16 protein-coding genes are annotated in these 17,806 nt (G+C 60.5%); 8 read left to right on the top strand and 8 right to left on the bottom strand.

The genetic code is table 11. The annotated features are described in order from the left end of the window. Positions 1 to 2: 2 nt before the first annotated feature. Positions 3 to 917, bottom strand: a complete 915-nt coding sequence (locus LQ231_RS04600; RefSeq protein ID WP_230170465.1) for an EamA family transporter — start codon at positions 915 to 917, stop codon at positions 3 to 5. A 100-nt stretch (positions 918 to 1,017) separates the two neighbouring features. Between LQ231_RS04600 and LQ231_RS04595 the strand changes: the two genes are divergently transcribed. Together LQ231_RS04595 and LQ231_RS04590 are read left to right on the top strand one after the other, a co-directional pair. Beyond that, positions 1,018 to 1,737 carry a pyrimidine 5'-nucleotidase gene (locus LQ231_RS04595; protein WP_113143107.1) on the top strand — a complete coding sequence of 240 codons (720 nt, stop codon included), beginning with the start codon at positions 1,018 to 1,020 and terminating at the stop codon, positions 1,735 to 1,737. Positions 1,738 to 1,849: 112 nt separating this feature from the next. Further along, the gene (locus tag LQ231_RS04590) at positions 1,850 to 2,521 is read left to right on the top strand and encodes a calcium-binding protein (RefSeq protein WP_230170464.1); all 672 of its coding nucleotides are present in this window, start codon (positions 1,850 to 1,852) and stop codon (positions 2,519 to 2,521) included. A 31-nt stretch (positions 2,522 to 2,552) separates the two neighbouring features. Here LQ231_RS04590 and LQ231_RS04585 read toward each other — a convergent pair whose 3' ends face one another. Then, entirely contained in the window at positions 2,553 to 3,431 is an 879-nt protein-coding gene (locus LQ231_RS04585) for an LOG family protein (RefSeq protein ID WP_162742713.1), read from the bottom strand. Between the two features lie 142 nt (positions 3,432 to 3,573). On the opposite strand from LQ231_RS04585, the gene dapD reads away from it, so the two are divergent. The 3 genes from dapD to LQ231_RS04570 all read left to right on the top strand — a co-directional run bounded on the left by dapD (position 3,574) and on the right by LQ231_RS04570 (position 6,365). After that, the gene (gene dapD / locus LQ231_RS04580; RefSeq protein WP_230170463.1) at positions 3,574 to 4,431 is read left to right on the top strand and encodes a 2,3,4,5-tetrahydropyridine-2,6-dicarboxylate N-succinyltransferase; all 858 of its coding nucleotides are present in this window, start codon (positions 3,574 to 3,576) and stop codon (positions 4,429 to 4,431) included. A gap of 157 nt (positions 4,432 to 4,588) precedes the next feature. Continuing rightward, complete coding sequence (gene dapE / locus LQ231_RS04575) at positions 4,589 to 5,782, top strand: succinyl-diaminopimelate desuccinylase (protein WP_230170462.1); 1,194 nt, start codon at positions 4,589 to 4,591, stop codon at positions 5,780 to 5,782. After that, entirely contained in the window at positions 5,769 to 6,365 is a 597-nt protein-coding gene (locus LQ231_RS04570) for a hypothetical protein (protein ID WP_230170461.1), read from the top strand. Before dapE ends, LQ231_RS04570 begins: the two co-directional genes overlap by 14 nt. Before the next feature lie 3 nt (positions 6,366 to 6,368). On the opposite strand, the gene arsH is transcribed toward LQ231_RS04570, so the two are convergent. The 6 genes from arsH to LQ231_RS04540 form a co-directional block, all read right to left on the bottom strand. Continuing rightward, on the bottom strand, positions 6,369 to 7,103 hold the full coding sequence (gene arsH / locus LQ231_RS04565) for an arsenical resistance protein ArsH (protein WP_230170460.1): 735 nt from the start codon (positions 7,101 to 7,103) through the stop codon (positions 6,369 to 6,371). Positions 7,104 to 7,286: 183 nt separating this feature from the next. Then, complete coding sequence (gene truA, locus LQ231_RS04560; RefSeq protein ID WP_230170459.1) at positions 7,287 to 8,042, bottom strand: tRNA pseudouridine(38-40) synthase TruA; 756 nt, start codon at positions 8,040 to 8,042, stop codon at positions 7,287 to 7,289. Further along, entirely contained in the window at positions 8,042 to 8,986 is a 945-nt protein-coding gene (fmt, locus tag LQ231_RS04555; protein ID WP_230170458.1) for a methionyl-tRNA formyltransferase, read from the bottom strand. The genes truA and fmt overlap by 1 nt, the downstream gene beginning before the upstream one ends. A 55-nt stretch (positions 8,987 to 9,041) precedes the next feature. Beyond that, positions 9,042 to 9,554 carry a peptide deformylase gene (gene def, locus LQ231_RS04550; RefSeq protein ID WP_230170457.1) on the bottom strand — a complete coding sequence of 171 codons (513 nt, stop codon included), beginning with the start codon at positions 9,552 to 9,554 and terminating at the stop codon, positions 9,042 to 9,044. A 71-nt stretch (positions 9,555 to 9,625) separates the two neighbouring features. Further along, complete coding sequence (locus tag LQ231_RS04545; protein WP_230170456.1) at positions 9,626 to 11,143, bottom strand: globin-coupled sensor protein; 1,518 nt, start codon at positions 11,141 to 11,143, stop codon at positions 9,626 to 9,628. A gap of 103 nt (positions 11,144 to 11,246) precedes the next feature. Further along, positions 11,247 to 12,761, bottom strand: coding sequence for a globin-coupled sensor protein (locus LQ231_RS04540; RefSeq protein WP_230170455.1), 1,515 nt, complete (start codon positions 12,759 to 12,761; stop codon positions 11,247 to 11,249). A gap of 286 nt (positions 12,762 to 13,047) precedes the next feature. Between LQ231_RS04540 and LQ231_RS04535 the strand changes: the two genes are divergently transcribed. The 3 genes from LQ231_RS04535 (at position 13,048) to LQ231_RS04525 (ending at position 17,797) form a co-directional block, all read left to right on the top strand. Further along, the gene (locus tag LQ231_RS04535; RefSeq protein ID WP_230170454.1) at positions 13,048 to 14,271 is read left to right on the top strand and encodes a DNA recombination protein RmuC; all 1,224 of its coding nucleotides are present in this window, start codon (positions 13,048 to 13,050) and stop codon (positions 14,269 to 14,271) included. Positions 14,272 to 14,313: 42 nt separating this feature from the next. Further along, the gene (locus tag LQ231_RS04530; RefSeq protein WP_230170453.1) at positions 14,314 to 15,213 is read left to right on the top strand and encodes a ribokinase; all 900 of its coding nucleotides are present in this window, start codon (positions 14,314 to 14,316) and stop codon (positions 15,211 to 15,213) included. Positions 15,214 to 15,454: 241 nt separating this feature from the next. Beyond that, complete coding sequence (locus LQ231_RS04525; protein WP_230170452.1) at positions 15,455 to 17,797, top strand: methyl-accepting chemotaxis protein; 2,343 nt, start codon at positions 15,455 to 15,457, stop codon at positions 17,795 to 17,797. Positions 17,798 to 17,806: the final 9 nt, after the last annotated feature.

Here is a 17,806-nt window from a genome sequence, read left to right as displayed (position 1 = left end):
TCTCAGGCGACCAGAAGCAGGAGAACGCCGGCGACGATCAGAACGCAGCCGGCGATCTCCAGACGGTTGATCTTCTCCTTGAAGACCAGGACCGAGGACGCGAAGGTGAAGAGCATTTCCACCTGTGCGACGGCCTTGACGACAGCGACCTGCTGCAAGGTCATGGCGATGAACCAGCCGAATGATGCGGTTGCACCGACAAAGCCGACCAGAACGCTGGTTTTCCAGGCCGCACGGATACGCGACAATTCCTGCGGCTCGCGCCAAACCATCCAGGCCAGCATGGTGAGCGTCTGGATGACAATGACGACCGCCAACGTGAAGCTCGCCTGCATGATCGAATCGGGTGCGGGCAGGCTGGGTTCGAGCGAGAGCGATGCGGCGCGGTAGGAAATCCCGGACATGCCGAAAAAGAAGCCTGAAGTCAGACCGATGATCGCGGTGCGGCTGCCGAGCGAGGTGACCAGCGACTTCAAGGTCAGTTCGGTACGGGCGACGGAAACCAGCATCACGCCGACGATCGACACGCCGATTGCGCCGACCACCGGAAGCCTGACCGTTTCGCCGAACAGGGTCAGCGCGATCAATGCTGCCTGGGCGGGTTCGGTGCGCGAATAGGCTGTACCCACCGCGAAGTTGCGGAACGAAAACAGATGAACAAGCAGGAAAGTCGCAGCGATCTGGGCCAAGGCTCCGAGCATGGCCCAGACAGCGAAATGGCCGTCCGGCGCCGGCATCGGACGATCGAAGGCAAGATGCAGCAAGCCGAGATAGAGAAAAGCGAATGGCAGGCCAAAGCCGAAGCGCACGAAGGTTGCCCCCGTCGTGCCCATCTTGCCCTTGAGATGTTTCTGAAGTGCCGACCGCATGTTCTGCAGGAAGGCGCTGCCGAAGGTGATGATTGCCCAGAATTCCATCAAGCGGCGTTAACACAGTCCCATGTGGTACGCCAAGGGCGCGCAGCTATTGCGTGAGGGGTAGTTTCCTTTCTGCCTCTTGCATGGCAGAGATAGGTCCATGAACACACCTGCAAAACTCCCCTCGCCCGCTGATTTCGCCCATGTCCGCGACTGGGTCTTCGACCTCGACAACACGCTCTATCCGCATCATGTCGATCTCTTCGCGCAGATCGACAGGAACATGGCGGCATTTGTCGCCGAACTGCTGCAACTGGAGCCGGCCGAGGCCAAGCTGCTGCAGAAGCGGTACTATCATGAGCATGGCACGACGCTGGCAGGCCTGATGCTGCATCACAATGTGGATCCCAACGCGTTTCTGGAGCGCGCCCATGCGATCGATTATTCGGCGCTGCTGCCGGATGTCGCACTCGGCGAGGCCATCAAGCAATTGCCGGGTCGCAAGTTCATCTTCACCAATGGAACCGTCGCGCATGCGCAGGCTGCCGCCCGGGCGCTCGGCATTCTCGACCATTTCGACGACATCTTCGACATCGTGGCGGCGGACTACCAGCCGAAGCCCGCAGGTGCGACCTATGACAAGTTTGCCAGCCTGAACCGCATCGATACGCAAAAGGCGGCAATGTTCGAGGACCTGCCACGCAATCTCCTGGTGCCGAAGGCTTTGGGGATGAAAACGGTGCTTCTGGTGCCGCGCAATCTCGGTACGGCAATATTGGAGACCTGGGAACGGGTCGAGCATGTCGATCCCGACAGCGTCGACTATATCACGGACGATCTGGCCGGCTTCCTGGAGCGGCTGCAGCCGATCACCGGCTAAGAAAGTCGAAGCTTACCAAAGTTTCATCCATGTTACCGATGTTTAAGTAGGATGGCTTGCATCGCGCCGATAGGGTTTCCTGACTGAAACAGGACCCCGAAAGGACCACAAGATGACAAGTAAGTTCTTCACTTTAGCAGCCGTCGCCGGCTCATTGCTGATCGGAACCTCGGCCAGCGCCGTACTTGCACAGGATCGCGATGGTCGTCGCGGACCTCCGGGCGGCCGTGAAGTTATGTTCGTCCGGATGTTGCAGCAGTTCGACACCAACAAGGACGGCAAGATTACCAAGGACGAGGCCAAAGCCTCAGGCGAAACCCTGTTTGTCTCGATCGATGCCGACAAGGATGGTTCGATTACGCCGGGCGAATTCCGCAAGCACCGCGAAACGATGCGTGAACAGCTCAAGGCCGAACTCAAGGAAAGCGCCGTGGCGGATGAAGACGATGCCGACGAGGTTGCGCCGCCGCCGCCAGGTGGACCTGGCGACGAACAGGCCCAGGACGACAGCCGCGGGCCGGACGGCAAGCCGCATCACGGCAAACACCATGACGGCAAGCGCCATGGCGGTCGCGACATGGCCGACCGTGACGGACCCCGCGGACCTGGTGATCGCGGACCGGGCCGGATGATCCGTGTTGCCGATACCGACCAGAACGGTCAGATCAACCAGGCCGAGGCCATGACGATGATCGACAAGATGTTCGAACGGGCCGACCGCAACAAGGATGGCGTCATTTCGGTCGACGACATGCCCAAGCGTCCGATGTGGATGATGCGCTAAGCTGCAGAAATAGCGAAACTCCGGCGGCCCCTTATGGGGCCGCTTCTTCGTTCAGGTCGTAAAAATCCGCAACGATGCGCCAGGCATCCTCCGCCGTCTCGGCAAATTGCAGGAGGTTCAAATCCTCCGGGGCAATGGTGCCGAATTCTGCCAGCCCGTCGAAATTGATCATGCTATGCCAGAAATTCTTGGAAAACAGGATCAGCGGGATCGGCGCCATGCGCTTTGTCTGGATCAGCGTTACAGCCTCGAAGAATTCGTCCAGCGTGCCGAAACCACCTGGAAAGATTGCAATCGCCTTTGCCCGCATGAGGAAGTGCATCTTGCGGATGGCAAAATAGTGGAAGTTGAAGCTGAGTTCCGGCGTGACATAGGGATTGGGAGCCTGCTCGTGCGGCAGCACGATGTTTAGCCCGACAGACGGGGCGCCCACTTCGGATGCGCCGCGATTGCCGGCTTCCATGACACCCGGTCCACCGCCGGTGACCACGACATATTCCTGATAGGCACTGCGGGCGGAATGCTCCGAACACAGGCGAGCGAACTTTCGTGCTTCGTCGTAGTATACGGAAGCCGCTTCGAGGTTCTGCTTCTGCAATTCGTTGCGCGCCGCCCAGGCACTTTGGCCGGGTGCCGGAATACGGGCACCGCCAAACATCACAACGGTCGACTTGATGTTGCGCTCGGTGAGGATCATCTCCGTCTTCAGCAATTCCAGCTGCAGCCGGATCGGTCGAAGTTCCTCGCGGCAGAGGAAATCATTGTCGGCATAGGCGAGCCGGTAGGAGGGTGATTCCGATTGCGGGGTGCGGGGCACAACCTCCGCGCTGCGACGATCGGTCGTGCTGTCCTTGAGCGGATCCCAGACCCCATCGTTGCGCCGATGCCGGCCATTCTTTAGCTTTGCCATTCCATATCCTTCCATGCAGAAACGTAGGGCGTTTCCGGCTGTTTCCAACCGCCGTTGAATGCGGTAGAGCAATTCGCCAGTTTCCGATCGATCCCGATCGTTTCCGTCGCCAAGATTAGCCAAGGAAGTTTAAGGAATTCAGATGAGCGCACTCGATCTCACCAGTCTCGAACACGTCATTGACGCGGCTTTCGACAACCGCGACACCGTATCGACCGGTACCAAAGGCGAGATCCGTGACGCCGTGGACGAGGCGCTCAACCTGCTCGACAGCGGCAAGGCGCGTGTTGCCACCCGTGGCGAGGACGGCAACTGGACGGTTCACCAGTGGCTGAAGAAAGCCGTGCTCCTGTCCTTCCGCCTTAACGACATGGATGTGGTCAAGGGTGGTCCGGGTGCCTCGACCTGGTGGGACAAGGTACCATCGAAGTTCGAAGGCTGGGGCGAGAGCGAATTCCGCGCTGCCGGTTTCCGCGCCGTTCCGAACGCGGTCGTGCGCCGCTCGGCCTATATCGCGCCGAACGCCATCCTGATGCCGTCCTTCGTCAATCTCGGCGCCTATGTCGGCGAAGGCACGATGGTCGACACCTGGGCCACCGTCGGCTCCTGCGCCCAGATCGGCCGCCATGTGCATCTGTCGGGCGGCGTCGGCATCGGCGGCGTGCTGGAGCCGATGCAGGCAGGACCAACGATCATCGAGGACAATTGCTTCATCGGTGCCCGTTCGGAAGTTGTCGAAGGCTGCATCGTGCGTGAAGGCTCGGTGCTCGGCATGGGCGTATTCATCGGCAAGTCGACCAAGATCGTCGATCGCGCCACCGGCGAAGTCACCTATGGCGAAGTTCCGCCGTATTCGGTCGTGGTCGCAGGTTCGATGGGCAGCGGCAATGTCATGCCCAACGGCGTGGTTGCCCCGAACCTCTACTGCGCCGTGATCGTCAAGCGTGTCGATGCCAAGACACGGTCGAAGACCGGCATCAACGAACTGCTGCGCGACTAAGCGCCATCACCCGCCGGGACGCCAAGTCCCGGCGTCTTCTTTCCGGCGCCCCGCGACACTTGCGCGTCGCTGTGGCGGATGACAGCGTTTCATGCATGGGCTAAGTCTAGGCCATGCTCTTCCCGCGCCGGTGCGCCACCATTACTCATTGGTCATCATGATCGCTACAAATCCCGTCGATGTCCTGCAGGCCCTGATCCGCTGCCCGTCTGTCACGCCTGCAGAGGGTGGCGCGCTCGGCGTCATCGAAACACTGCTGAAGCCGCTCGGTTTTCATGTGGATCGCATGGTGCATTCGGATACCGGCACGCCCGACATCGAAAATCTCTATGCCCGGACCGGCGCGAGCGGGCCGCATCTGATGTTTGCCGGCCATAGCGACGTCGTGCCGGTAGGCCAGACCACCGACTGGACGCATGGTCCCTTCGCTGGCGAGATTGCCGACGGTATGCTTTATGGCCGCGGTGCCGTCGACATGAAGGGCGGAATTGCCTGCTTCATCGCGGCCTATGCCCGCCTGCTCGAAGAAAACGGCGCGCCACAGGGCTCGGTCTCACTGCTGATCACCGGTGACGAGGAAGGTCCGGCGGTCAATGGGACGACAAAGCTGTTGCAATGGGCGGCTGAGCGCGGCGAGCGCTGGGATGCCTGCCTGGTCGGCGAACCGACCAATCCGAACCAGTTGGGCGAGATGATCAAGATCGGCCGGCGCGGATCGGTATCGGGCACCGTCACCGTGCGCGGCGTGCAGGGACATGCCGCCTATCCGCATCTGGCAGACAATCCGGTGCGCGGCGCGCTGCGCTTTGCCGAAAGCCTGATGACGCCGGCCTTCGACGAAGGCTCGGACAATTTCCAGCCGTCCAATCTGGAAGTGACAACCATCGATGTCGGCAATCCGGCAACCAATGTCATTCCGGCGTCGGCAAGTTTCAGGTTCAACATCCGCTTCAACGACCACTGGACGGCCGAAACGGTCCAGGCCGAAATCCTGCGCCGGCTGGATGCTGCAGCGACAGATTCGACACTTCGTCCGGGTCGCGGGCCGATGGCTTACGAAATGGCATGGTCGGAGCGACCGAGCCATGTTTTTCTGACACGCAGCAACAGTCTGATCGCTTCGCTGTCGAGCGCCATCGAAACGGTGACCGGGCGCACGCCGACGCTGTCGACGACCGGCGGGACATCGGATGCCCGCTTTATCAAGGACTACTGCCCGGTGGTGGAATTCGGACTTGTAGGGCAGACCATGCACATGGTCGACGAGCGTGTCGCTGTCGGCGATCTCGAGACTCTGACGACAATCTACAAGACCTTCATCGAACAATGGTTCGCTCATGCCGACACTTAAAGAGGTCGAGTTCTATCTGATGGGGCTCTGGTTGCTGTTCAAGAGGGACGCGGCCGGCTTCACCTATCTCGATCTCTCGGACCGCGGCGCCCTGCGATCCTTTTGGGCGATCGGCTGGGCCCTGCCCGCCATCGTTGTGTCGTTCATCTGGTGGCGGATGTTGTTTTCCGGCACACTGCCGGAAGGCGCAAGCGTTGGCGGCCTCTTCTATTTCCGGCTGATGATGGTTGAAGCGATGAACTGGGTTCTGCCCATCATCCTGGTCGGCATATTGTGCTGGATGATCGGTATCGGGGAAAAATTCGCCCCCATCGTGGTGGTGGCCAATTGGCTTTCACTGCCGGTTTCGTTTTCCTATGCCGTGCTTGTCCTCCTGATGATGCTGATTCCAGCCCTGAGCGGATTGATCGCCCTGCTGTGGTTCCTGCTGATGCTGACCCTGATCGTGGTGCTTTTTCGCATCCTCCAGATGATCATCGGCGATCACATTCTGAGCGTGGCAACAGTGACCATGGTGCTTCTCGTGCCCTCCATGCTGATTGCCGAGATGCTGGAACGTTATCTCGGGGTCTATCCCGGCTGAGGCTCATATCGACGTCTGGTTGACGCGTTTCGACAGTTCGGCTGCCGTTTCGACCCTTTCCGAATAGCGTTCGACCAGATAGTCGGAGCGCTCACGCAACAACAGCGTAAACTTGACCAGTTCCTCCATCACATCAACAACCCGCTCATAGTAGGCGGACGGCTTCATTCGGCCATCGGCATCAAATTCCGTGAAAGCTTTCGGAACAGAGGATTGGTTCGGAATGGTGAACATGCGCATCCATCGGCCGAGCACGCGCATCTGGTTGAGACTGTTGAAACTCTGAGATCCACCGCTCACCTGCATCAAGGCAAGCGTACGCCCCTGCGTCGGACGCACCGCGCCCATGGACAGCGGCAACCAGTCGATCTGGGTCTTCATAAGGCCGGTCATCGCGCCATGGCGCTCCGGCGAGGACCAGACCTGTCCCTCCGACCAAAGCGACAGTTCGCGTAGTTCCTGCACCTTGGGATGTGCTGGTTCAACGGCATCGGCAAGCGGCAATCCGCTCGGATCGAAGAACCTGACCTCGCAGCCAAAACGCTTCAGGATGCGCCCCGCTTCCTCAGCCAGAAGCCTTGAATAGGAGACCTTGCGCAGCGAGCCATAGAGAATGAGGATGCGCGGCGGATGAGTCATGCGTTCCGGCTGATGCAGGCGAAGGTCATCGACCAGGCGGAATTGTGCATCATCGATGCTAGGCGTGTCGTGGCCCGCGCGCCGCGTCTCCTCGCTCATCGGGCAACACCGACAGACTGAACGACTTTGCCATCCAGCGTGTTGCGCGACGTGCCGCAGGCAGGGTTGTGATCGTTGGTCACTGGCATAATTCTCTCCATATTTCCGGAATTACAGAAATATGGATATTTTATTTGACGCTGGATGACAAGGCCGAGATACACCATACGATAAGCAGACGCATCACTCGTCGCCCGGATAGTCGACCTTCATGAAGAACAAGCCGTCGGGCGGGGCCACTGGTCCACAGGCGGATCGATCACGGGCATTCAATGCAGCCCGAACGTCAGCCGGCGACATCTTGCCCTCGCCGGCAAGCTTGAGCGTGCCGGCAAAGGAACGGATCTGATTGTGCAAGAAACTCTGGGCCGTTGCCCGGATCTCGATCAGATCACCCGTCCGGCTGACATCAAGGCGATCCAGCGTGCGCATCGGGCTCTTGGCCTGGCAATGGGTCGAGCGAAAGGTGGTGAAGTCGTGATGACCGACCAGTTGCTGGGCAGCCTCATGCATGGCGAGATGATCGAGCGGCTTGGGGACCCACCACGCACGCTGCGCTTCCAGGGCCAGTCGTGCGGGCCGTGAAATGATTCGGTAAAGATAATGACGGCGCAGGGCCGAGAAACGGGCATCGAAATCATCCGGAGCAGCCCGGACCTCGATGACGGCGACGCTTTCTCCAGCCATTCCAAGATGAGCGTTCAACGCGTTGCGCAGCTTAGCCGGCACCCAATCGCGCGACAGATCGGCATGCACGACCTGCCCCATGGCATGGACACCGGAATCGGTGCGGCCGGCGCCACGGATCACCACCGTCTCGCCGCTCAAGGCAAGAATGGCTTTTTCCAACGCGCCCTGAACCGAAGGTCCATTGTCCTGGCGCTGCCAGCCAACATAGGGGGTGCCATCGTATTCGACGCACAAGCGAAAACGCGGCATCAGGCGATCACCGTGCCCGGCGGCAATGGCGTTCCGCGGAGGAAATCCTCGGCGGAAAGCGGCTTTCCACCGGCCTTCTGCAGGCGGACCAGCCGGACGGCGCCAGAACCGCAGGCGACGGCCAGATGTTCGTCAAGTACTGTGCCCGGTGCAGTACCCGCGCTCCCGGTGTCAGACACTTCGGATGCAAGCAGCTTGACGCGCTCCGGCTTGCCGTTGATCAAAATCTCGGTCCAGGCGCCGGGAAACGGCGCGAGCCCGCGGATATGATTGTGAACCTCTGCCGCTGATCTCGATAAATCGACACGGGTTTCGCCCTTGTCGATCTTGGCGGCGTAAAGCACGCCCTCTTCCGGCTGCGCGACTGTTGTCAACGTGCCGGCTTCGAGTGCCGCCATGGCATCGACCATGGTCGCGGCGCCAACAGCACTCAGGCGATCGTGCAATTCACCGGCCGTCATATTCGGCTCGATGTCGACCACTTTCGTGCGTCCGACAGGGCCGGTGTCGAGCCCCTTGTCCATCTTCATCACCATCATGCCGGTCTGTCGATCGCCGGCCATGATTGCCCGCTGGATCGGAGCGGCCCCCCGCCAGCGCGGCAAAAGCGAAGCATGACCATTGTAGGCGCCGAGCCGCGTGCCATTCAGAATTGCCTCCGGCAGCAGCAGGCCATAGGCAACGACCACGGCGACATCGGCCTTCAGGGCAGCGAAATGGTCACGGTCGGCAGGGTCGCGGAAGTTGGCCGGATGGAAGACAGGCAGGCCGAGTTCCTCGGCCGCCTGGTGGACCGGAGATTTCTGCAGATCGAGACCACGGCGGCCACCGGGACGCGGCGGCTGGGTGTAGACGGCTGCGATCTCGTGGCCGGCCTCGGCCAGCGCCTTGAGGGTCGCTACGGAAAAATCCGGCGTGCCCATGAAGATGATGCGAAGTGACATGGCGTCTCGCCTTCATAACCGGAAGAAGCGCGCGCCCGCAAAGGGCGCGGCGGGATCAAAGCTTCGACTTGGAGGCCTTGGTGAATTTCTTGATCACCATCTCGCGCTTCAGGCGGGAAATGTGGTCGATGAACAGCACACCGTTGAGATGGTCGATTTCATGCTGCAGGCAGGTTGCCAGCAGGCCGTCGGCCTCGGTCAGAGTTTCGCGGCCCTCACGGTCGAGGGACTTCACCGTGATTGAGGCAGGTCGCTCAACCTCGGCATAATAGTCGGGTATCGAGAGGCAACCCTCTTCATAGACCGAGTACTCGTCGGATGAACGGACAATCTCCGGATTGATGAAAACAAGCGGCTCGCGCTCGTCGCCTTCCTTGGAGATATCGATGACCAACATGCGACGCGCGACGCCGACCTGGATGGCGGCAAGGCCGATACCTGGCGCCTCATACATGGTTTCAAGCATGTCTTCGGCCAGCTTGCGGATATCGGCATGCACCCGTTCAATGGGCTGGGATACCTGACGCAGCAGGGGATCGGGGAGGATGATGAGAGGCTTTATCGTCATGGGCCTCCCTTAGCGCAAGATCGAAACGGAGGAAATCGAAAAACGCACGATTTCGCTCCGTTTTCTGTGTCTCAAGCGGCTCGGTGGCCAGATCTCAGGGAAGAAGTACGGGGCTTTGCCGCAGAATGCTCGGTCGAACGGGTGCGAATATGGCTCAGCAACTCGACCAGCCCGGCCACTTCGGCGCGAAGACGGCGTGTTTCTTCGGAGGTCCGCTCGACCATATCGCTGTTTTCATGGGTCAGATGATCCATGTTGCGGGTCGCCTGATTAACCTCGTTCAGGCCCATAGCCTGGTCCTTGGCGGCGGTCGCAATGTCGGAGACAAACGCATTGATCGCATCAATACGGGTGATGATGTCGGTCAAGGCATCACCGGTGCCCGAGACGAGGCTGACACCCTCCTTGACCTGATTGGAGCTCTGCGAGATCAGCTGTTTGATGGCCTTGGCAGCATCGGCGCTGCGCTGGGCAAGCTGACGGACTTCCTGCGCCACGACAGCAAAACCCTTGCCGGCTTCACCGGCACGGGCTGCCTCGACGCCGGCATTCAGCGCCAGAAGGTTGGTCTGGAAGGCAATCTCGTCGATGACGCCAATGATCTTGGAGATTTCCGTCGAGGATTTTTCAATCGCACCCATGGCGGACACGGCACGCGAAACGACGTCTCCGGAAGATTGTGCCTGGTGTTGGGTTTCGCGAACAGTCATTGAAGCGCGTTCCGCATTGGCGGCCGTCTGGCTGACGCTCACCGAGAGCTGCTGCAGAGCCGTCGAGCTTTGCTGGACGCCGGTTGCCTGTCTGGCTGTGCGGTTGGCCAATTCGCCCGAGGCATGGGCGATGGTCTCGGTGCCATCGAGGATCTCATCCGATGCGCGGCGGATCGCGGCAAACGATGCATTCAGACGGTCGACCGTGTCATTGTAGAAGCCGGCCATTTCCTTGAAATTCTGCGGCAGGTCGCTGGTCATGCGGGCTTCGAAATCGCCCTGTGCCAGCGCCTCCAGGCCTTTGCGCAAATGCTCCATGGCGATGGCCTGGTCTGCTTCGAAACGTTGCCGTTCCTCCTCAAGCTGCACGCGTCGTGCATCCAGTTCCTGCAGATAGACGGAGATCGAATAGTCCATGTCCAGCATCGCTGCCTTGACCACAGCTTTGAGCTTGTCGGCCAGGGCGTGGGCATGCTGCTTGCCGAACGGGAAAGGCCAGTGCTTGACCAGGATGCCGGCGGCGAGTTCGCCGACCAGCATGGAGTAGCCACCGATATACCAGCGCGGCTCAAGGCCGATGCGCGCATGCGTCTTGCCGACGGATGTTACGCCTTTGACATAGTCCGCGTCGAAGCCACCCTTGGCCAACTTGTCCCAATGGGCCATCTGGGCATTCTTGGCGGAAGCCATGTGCGACTTGCCGCTGAAGAAGCCGGAGAGTTTCGCCGTGCGCCCGATCTTGGCGTAAAATTTATCCAGCGCGCCGCCGATGGTGTCGTTGATGGTCGGGCGCAACTCGCTGAGCGTCGCCCGGGTCTTGTCATCGATTTCGAGAAAGTCGAGGCGTTCGGTCAGGTCGGCGTTTGGATTCTGGGTCATGATTCCATCAGGAGGCGTTGGATGTGCCGGTGGTCCCGGATTGTCGTTACACCTACCATGGTTATCCTAAACAGAGACTAAACGACCGCGCCGAGACTTGACCTCAGCCCGCCCGCCGGTATGCGGCCTGGTCACGATCGCGGCTGCCAACGTGACCGCCACTGTGCGTCTTGAAGCCCTCAAGCGCGGCAACCAGTCTTTGCGCCTCGTCGCTCAGCGTCACGGTCTGGGCCGAGGTTTCCTCGACCATCGCCGCGTTGCGCTGGGTGATCTGGTCCATTGAACTGATCGAGGTATTGACCTCGCGCAGGCCGCCGGACTGGTCGGCTGCGGCCGATGCGATCTTGGAGACGATGTCGTTGATCTCGCCGATACGAATGATGATCTTCTCCAATGCCTCGCCGGCATTGTTGACCAGGCCGACGCCGGTCTGCACCTGGCTAGAGCTCTGCGAGATCAGACCCTTGATTTCCCGGGCCGCACTTGCGCAGCGCTGGGCAAGCTCACGGACTTCCTGGGCAACGACCGCAAAACCACGCCCCGCTTCGCCGGCGCGGGCCGCTTCTACACCCGCATTCAGGGCGAGGAGATTGGTCTGGAAGGCAATCTCGTCGATGACGCCGATGATCTTGGAAATGCCATCGGATGACTTCTCGATGGCGCCCATGGCTTCGACCGCACGCGACACGACTTCTTCGGATACGCGCGCTTCCGTCAGCGCAACACCGACGACCATTGAGGCCTTCTGGGCGCCATCCGCTGTCAGCGTGACGTTCTGGGTCAGATCGTGAAGTGCTGCCGTGCTCTCTTCGAGGCCGGCTGCCTGCTGTTCGGTGCGCTGCGCCAGATCATTGGTGGCGGAAGAAATGGCGAAGGTCGAACGAGATATCTCTTCGGCTGCGCCGCGAACCGTGCTGATCGTCGCCTGCAGCGAAGCGACCGAGCTGTTGTAGTCCTTGGCCATCTCGACAAAGTTTGCCGGCATATCATCGCTCAGACGGGCTGCCAGATCGCCCGAGGCGAGCTTGGTCAAGACGCTGCGAAGCGCCGCCAGGGCGACGGCCTGCTCGGCCTCCGCCTTCAGCCGGGCTTCTTCCGCCTGTTTGCGCTCGGCGGCGAGAATATCGAGATAGACGGAGATCGAATAGTCCATGTCGAGAAGCGCTGCCTTGACGATGACCGAAATCTCGTCGGCCATCTGTGGCGCATTCTGCCTGCCGAAGCGGCTTGGCCAACGATCTCGTGCTACCGCATGGACCAGTTGCTCGAGCAGAAGCGCATAGCCGCCGATATACCAGCGCGGCTCCAGGCCGATGCGGGCATGGGCCTTGCCGACCATGGTGACGCCCTGCACATAGGTTTCATTGTAATCGGCGTTGGCGACGATACCCCAATGCTGTTCCTGACGTCCCTTTGCACTGCGAATGTGGTCCTCGCCCTTGAAGAAGGCAGCCGTCTCTGGCGTCTTGCGAACCTGAGCGTAGAACACATCCAGGGCGGCACCGACATTCTTGCGAATCACGGGCCCAAGGCGACGCAATGTGTCGCGTGCCTTGTCGTCCAGACCGAGGAATTTAAGCCGTGCCTTCAGGACTACATTGTCTTCGTTCGACGTCATGATGTTTCTGCGCTCTCGTCTTGGTTTCATCAGCGAGTGCTGATGTATTTACTTCAAGAGATGCTTAAATGGTAAACTTTTGGTTGCCGAGAAAACGCTGTTTTAGAGCATTTCGGTTGCGCCCTGTTGAAATGAACGGAAAACAGCCATTTCGGTTTTATCGAATTGCGCTTCATCAAATCTGGCTGCAAAAATTATTTTCGACGTGGTTGTCGAGACGGCAGGGTTTGGGCGAATGTTCACTCTTTGATCTATTCCGGCAGAACGAATCTGCTAGACTGGACTGATGAACGCATTCCAGTTTCCGGCGGTGACCATCGGCTCAGTCACCCTTTCGCCCATGGTGCTGGCTGGCTTCGCGCTGGCGCTGATTGCCATTCCTTTCGTGTTGCTGGGGTGGGCCGTCTGGCGCTCCGGGCGCGCGCGACTGTGGCAACAGGCGGAAACCCTGCGACGGGAGCAGGCGGCGGAAGCCCGGCTCGGCGAGTTGCTCAAGGCGCAGGCCGAAATGCAAGGGCGGCTGGCAACCATGGCCGACGTGTTCGGCAGTCGCCAGGCAGAACTCAATCAATCGATCAGCCAACGGCTGGATGGCATGACGCATCGTCTTGGCACGACAATCACCGAGCAGACGAAATCGACGCATGACAATCTGCGAAGCCTGCAGGAACGGCTCGCCGTGATCGATGCGGCGCAAAACAACATTCAGTCGCTGGCGAAGGACGTGGTCGGGCTGCAGGCCATCCTGTCGAACAAGCAGACCCGCGGCGCCTTTGGCCAGTCGCGCATGGAGACTATCGTTGCCGACGGGTTGCCAATGGGCGCGTTTACCTTCCAGGCCACGCTATCTAACGGCATGCGGCCGGACTGCACGATCCGCATGCCGAACAATTCGCCGCCACTGGTGATCGATGCCAAGTTTCCCCTGGAGGCCTGGAACGCGATCCGCGACGGTGAGACGCCGGAGCAGAAGAAGATCGCGAGCCAACAGTTCCGCCGCGATCTGGAGGTGCACATCCGCGACATTTCGGAAAAATACCTGATTGCCGGCGAGACCCAGGAGATGGCCTTCCTGTTCGTGCCATCGGAATCGATCTTCGCCGAAATTCACGAGAATTTCGAGAACGTCGTGCAGAGGGCCCACAAGCAGCGCGTTGTTATCGTCTCGCCGTCGCTGCTGATGCTATCGATCCAGGTGATCCAGGCCGTCTTGAAGGACCAGCGCATGCGCGAGCAGGCCCACCTGATCCAGGGCGAAGTGATCCGGCTGATGGAGGACCTCAACCGGCTGGATGATCGAACACGCAAGCTGCAAGGCCATTTCCTCGCGGCGCAAAAGGACGTCGACCAGATCCTGACATCCTCCGACAAGCTCGCGCGACGCGGGGCGAAGATCGAGGCGATGGAATTCGAGATACCCGGCGGGCGGATCGAGGAAGAAGAGACGCCTGCGAAGGCGGTCGAGAGCCGGACCGGCTTGCTCAAGCTCAGGGTTGTTGACGAGGACTGATCGCCTGGTTCAAAAGAGCGTAGAAAAAGAGAGGCTACGCGCATGATCACCGTTTTCGGCTCCATCAACATGGATCTGGTTGCTAACACGCCGCGGCTGCCGAAGCCCGGCGAGACGGTATCCGGCACCGGCTTTGCGACAGCTGCCGGCGGCAAGGGTGCGAACCAGGCGCTTGCCGCACGGCGCGCCGGTGCCAGCGTGCGCATGGTCGGGGCTGTCGGCCCGGACGCGTTTGCCGGTCCGGCACTCGACCTTCTCGACAAGGCGGGAACCGACCTTTCCGGCGTTCGCCACGAAGACGGCCCGACGGGTACGGCATTGATCCTGGTCGGCGGCGATGGGGAGAACATGATTGCCGTCGTGCCGGGCGCCAATGGCCTTGTCGACGTTGCCCAGGCAGAAGCAGCCGTTTCGGCTCTTTCCTCCACGGACCTCTTGATGCTTCAACTCGAGGTTCCGGCTGACGCTGTCGAAGCGGCGCTGAAGGCTGCCAGGGCACGCGGCGTGCGCACAGTCCTCAATACCGCACCTTTGACACCAGAAGCGGCAGCACTGGCGGCGCTTGCCGATATCGTCATTGCCAACGAGACGGAATTCGAATTGTTGACCGGCACGGCGCAACTGGCGGCGGATGCCCGAGAAGCACTGATGCTCGACATGCATCGCAAGTCGAAACAGACGCTGATCGTCACGCTTGGCGGTGACGGTGTGGTCGCCGCATACGAGGGCGCACTGCATCGTGCGAAGGGATTGAAGATCGAGCCAGTGGATACTGTCGGCGCTGGCGATACATTCTGCGGCTATCTCGCCGCGAGCCTGGATCAGGGGTTGGATTTTGACGCTGCCTTGCGTCGTGCAGCCGTCGCGGGTTCGCTCGCCTGCCTGAAAGCGGGTGCTCAGCCCTCCATTCCCACGGCCGAGGATGTCGCAGCCAGGACATGAAATGTCTTGGGCGTCAAATCTTCAAGAATTTACCATGAAACCTCCTGGTTTCCGGGCGTTTCCAGATAAGTTTTTACTCAAAGTTTAGAGATTGGGATTCATCTTCCGGGACGACGCCGGGCGGTGATCGAAATGGCCCGGAGACTGAACCCCTCCTGCTCCATGACGGGGCATCTCCTTGCCTTGCGAGCGCATCATGCGCATCCGATGCATTAATCCTCCATGTGACCGTGAGGACCTAATGTCCATTTTCAGAATGAAATCCCTGGCAGCCAAACTTATTCTCGTCACCGGCGTCGCCATTGCCGTCGTGCTATTTGTATCGAACCTGTTCCTCATCTCGCAGACCCGCAATCGCGTCGAGACGCTGACGATGGATCAGGCCAATGCCGAAGCCAAAGCCATTGCGACAGACGTTGGCGCCGCCGTCGGCGAACTTGCCGGCGCTGCCCGTTCGATGGCCGGTGTCATCGGCCGCGGCCAGGACGGCAAATATGTCGACCGAAAGGCCGTGGTCGACATGCTGAAAGCCAATGTCGAGCAGAACGCCTTTGCCTTCGGAAGCTGGTTTGCCGAAGAGCCCAATGCCTTTGACGGACAGTCGCCGAGCATGGCGGGCAAGCCTGAATTCGGCTCATCGAAAGACGGAACATTCAATCCGTACTGGACGAAGAGCAAGGATGGCGGCTTCACCTTCTCGACCTTCGATTCCGATTATGTCGCGCCTTGGTATTCGCTGGCGGCCAAGAGCCTGAAGGGCGCGATCTCCCCGCCCTATGCCGAATCGACGACGGGTGAAAATACGGCAATGACCTCGATTGCTTATCCTGTCACCGTTGGCGGCAAGCTGATCGGCGTCAGCGGCGTGGACATCTCGCTGAAGGCCATGTCGGACAAGCTGAACAAGTTGCAGCCGTTCGGATCCGGCCGTGTCACCCTGCTTTCGCAGGCGGGCAAATGGATTGTCGCGCCGACGCCGGATCTGCAGATGAAGGATTATGACGGAACGGGTGCTGACCTGGTGAAATCCGCCATCACGTCGCTCGCCGGTGGCGTCATCAAGGGCCTGGATGAAGGCAACGGCACGTTCGACCGCGTCGTCTACCCCTTTGCACTGCCGGACGTGAACACCAATTGGGTCGTTCTCGTCGACGTACCGCATGCCGCGATCAACGCGCCGCTGGAGGCCCAGACCTACATGATGGTCATCGGAGGACTGATCGTTCTCGGTGCCGTGATGTTCGCCCTCTACTGCGCGGTTCGCGCCTTCGTCCAGACACCGCTTGGCGGGCTGGTGGCCAGCGTTCAGACACTGAGTGCCGGGCAATATTCCGAACCGGTTTCCGGTCAGGACAGCAAGGACGAAATCGGTCTTGTGGCACAGGCGCTCGAAGGTTTCCGCCATCGTCTCGCCGAGAGCCATACGCTGGCGGAACAAGCCGAAGCGCAGCGTGGCGCTGCCGAAGGCGAGCGTCGGCGTTCCGAGCAGGAACGCAACCAGTCGGCCTCCGTGCAGCAGCACGTGGTCTCTGCCCTCGGCAACGGTCTGGCACAGTTGTCCCAGGGCAACCTGACCTACCGTATCGGGGACGACTTCCCCGCTGACTATGAAGCGCTCAAACGTGACTTCAACGACGCACTTGCCAGCCTCGAGCAGGCGATTGCCTCGGTCAATGTCAGCGTCGTCAATATCGGCGCCGGCAGCAGCGAGATCTCGGAAAGTGCCGCAGACCTCTCCAAGCGGACCGAGCAGCAGGCTGCCAGCCTTGAAGAAACGGCAGCCGCACTCAACGAATTGACCGAGCAGGTCCATTCGAGCGCCGACAATGCCGGTATCGCTGCGAACACCGTGAGTGTTGCCGTGCAAGATGCGGAGAAGTCGGGTGAAGTGGTCCAGCGGGCGGTGACCTCCATGCAGGGCATCGCACAGTCGTCGCAGGAGATCTCGCGCATCATCGGCGTCATCGATGAGATCGCCTTCCAGACCAACCTGCTGGCGCTCAACGCCGGCGTGGAAGCGGCCCGTGCAGGCGAAGCCGGCAAGGGCTTTGCGGTCGTCGCCCAGGAAGTGCGCGAACTGGCACAACGTTCGGCCAATGCCGCGAAGGAAATCAAAACGCTGATCAATGCTTCCGGTGCCCAGGTCCGCGACGGTGTCGAACTGGTCGGCCAGGCCGGCGAAACGCTGCAAAAGATTTCCGATCAGGTCATGCAGATCAACAGCCTGATCCTGCAGATCTCGGCGTCCGCCAGCGAGCAGGCCTCCGGCCTCAAGGAAGTCAACTCGGCGGTCAACCAGATGGACCAGGTGACCCAGCAGAACGCGGCCATGGTCGAAGAAACGACAGCGGCCAGCATGACCCTGCGCAGCGAGGCGGAAAACCTCAAAGGTCTGGTTTCCAGGTTTACCGTCGGCGGACAGCGGAACCCTGTGCATGCCCTCCAGGCAGCCGCCCAGACGATGCGTGCGCCCGCCCGTCCGACGGGGTCCCATGCCAGAACACCGGTCGCAAGCTACCAGCCGCCTCAGAAGAAGGCCGCGGCCGGCGGCTCGCGTGGCGGCGACGACTGGGAAGAGTTCTGAGCCGAGAAG

The organism is Rhizobium sp. CECT 9324 (assembly GCF_918741265.1).
In the GTDB taxonomy this organism is placed as follows: Bacteria; Pseudomonadota; Alphaproteobacteria; order Rhizobiales; family Rhizobiaceae; genus Allorhizobium.
This window is presented reverse-complemented; position numbering and strand designations above follow the sequence as displayed.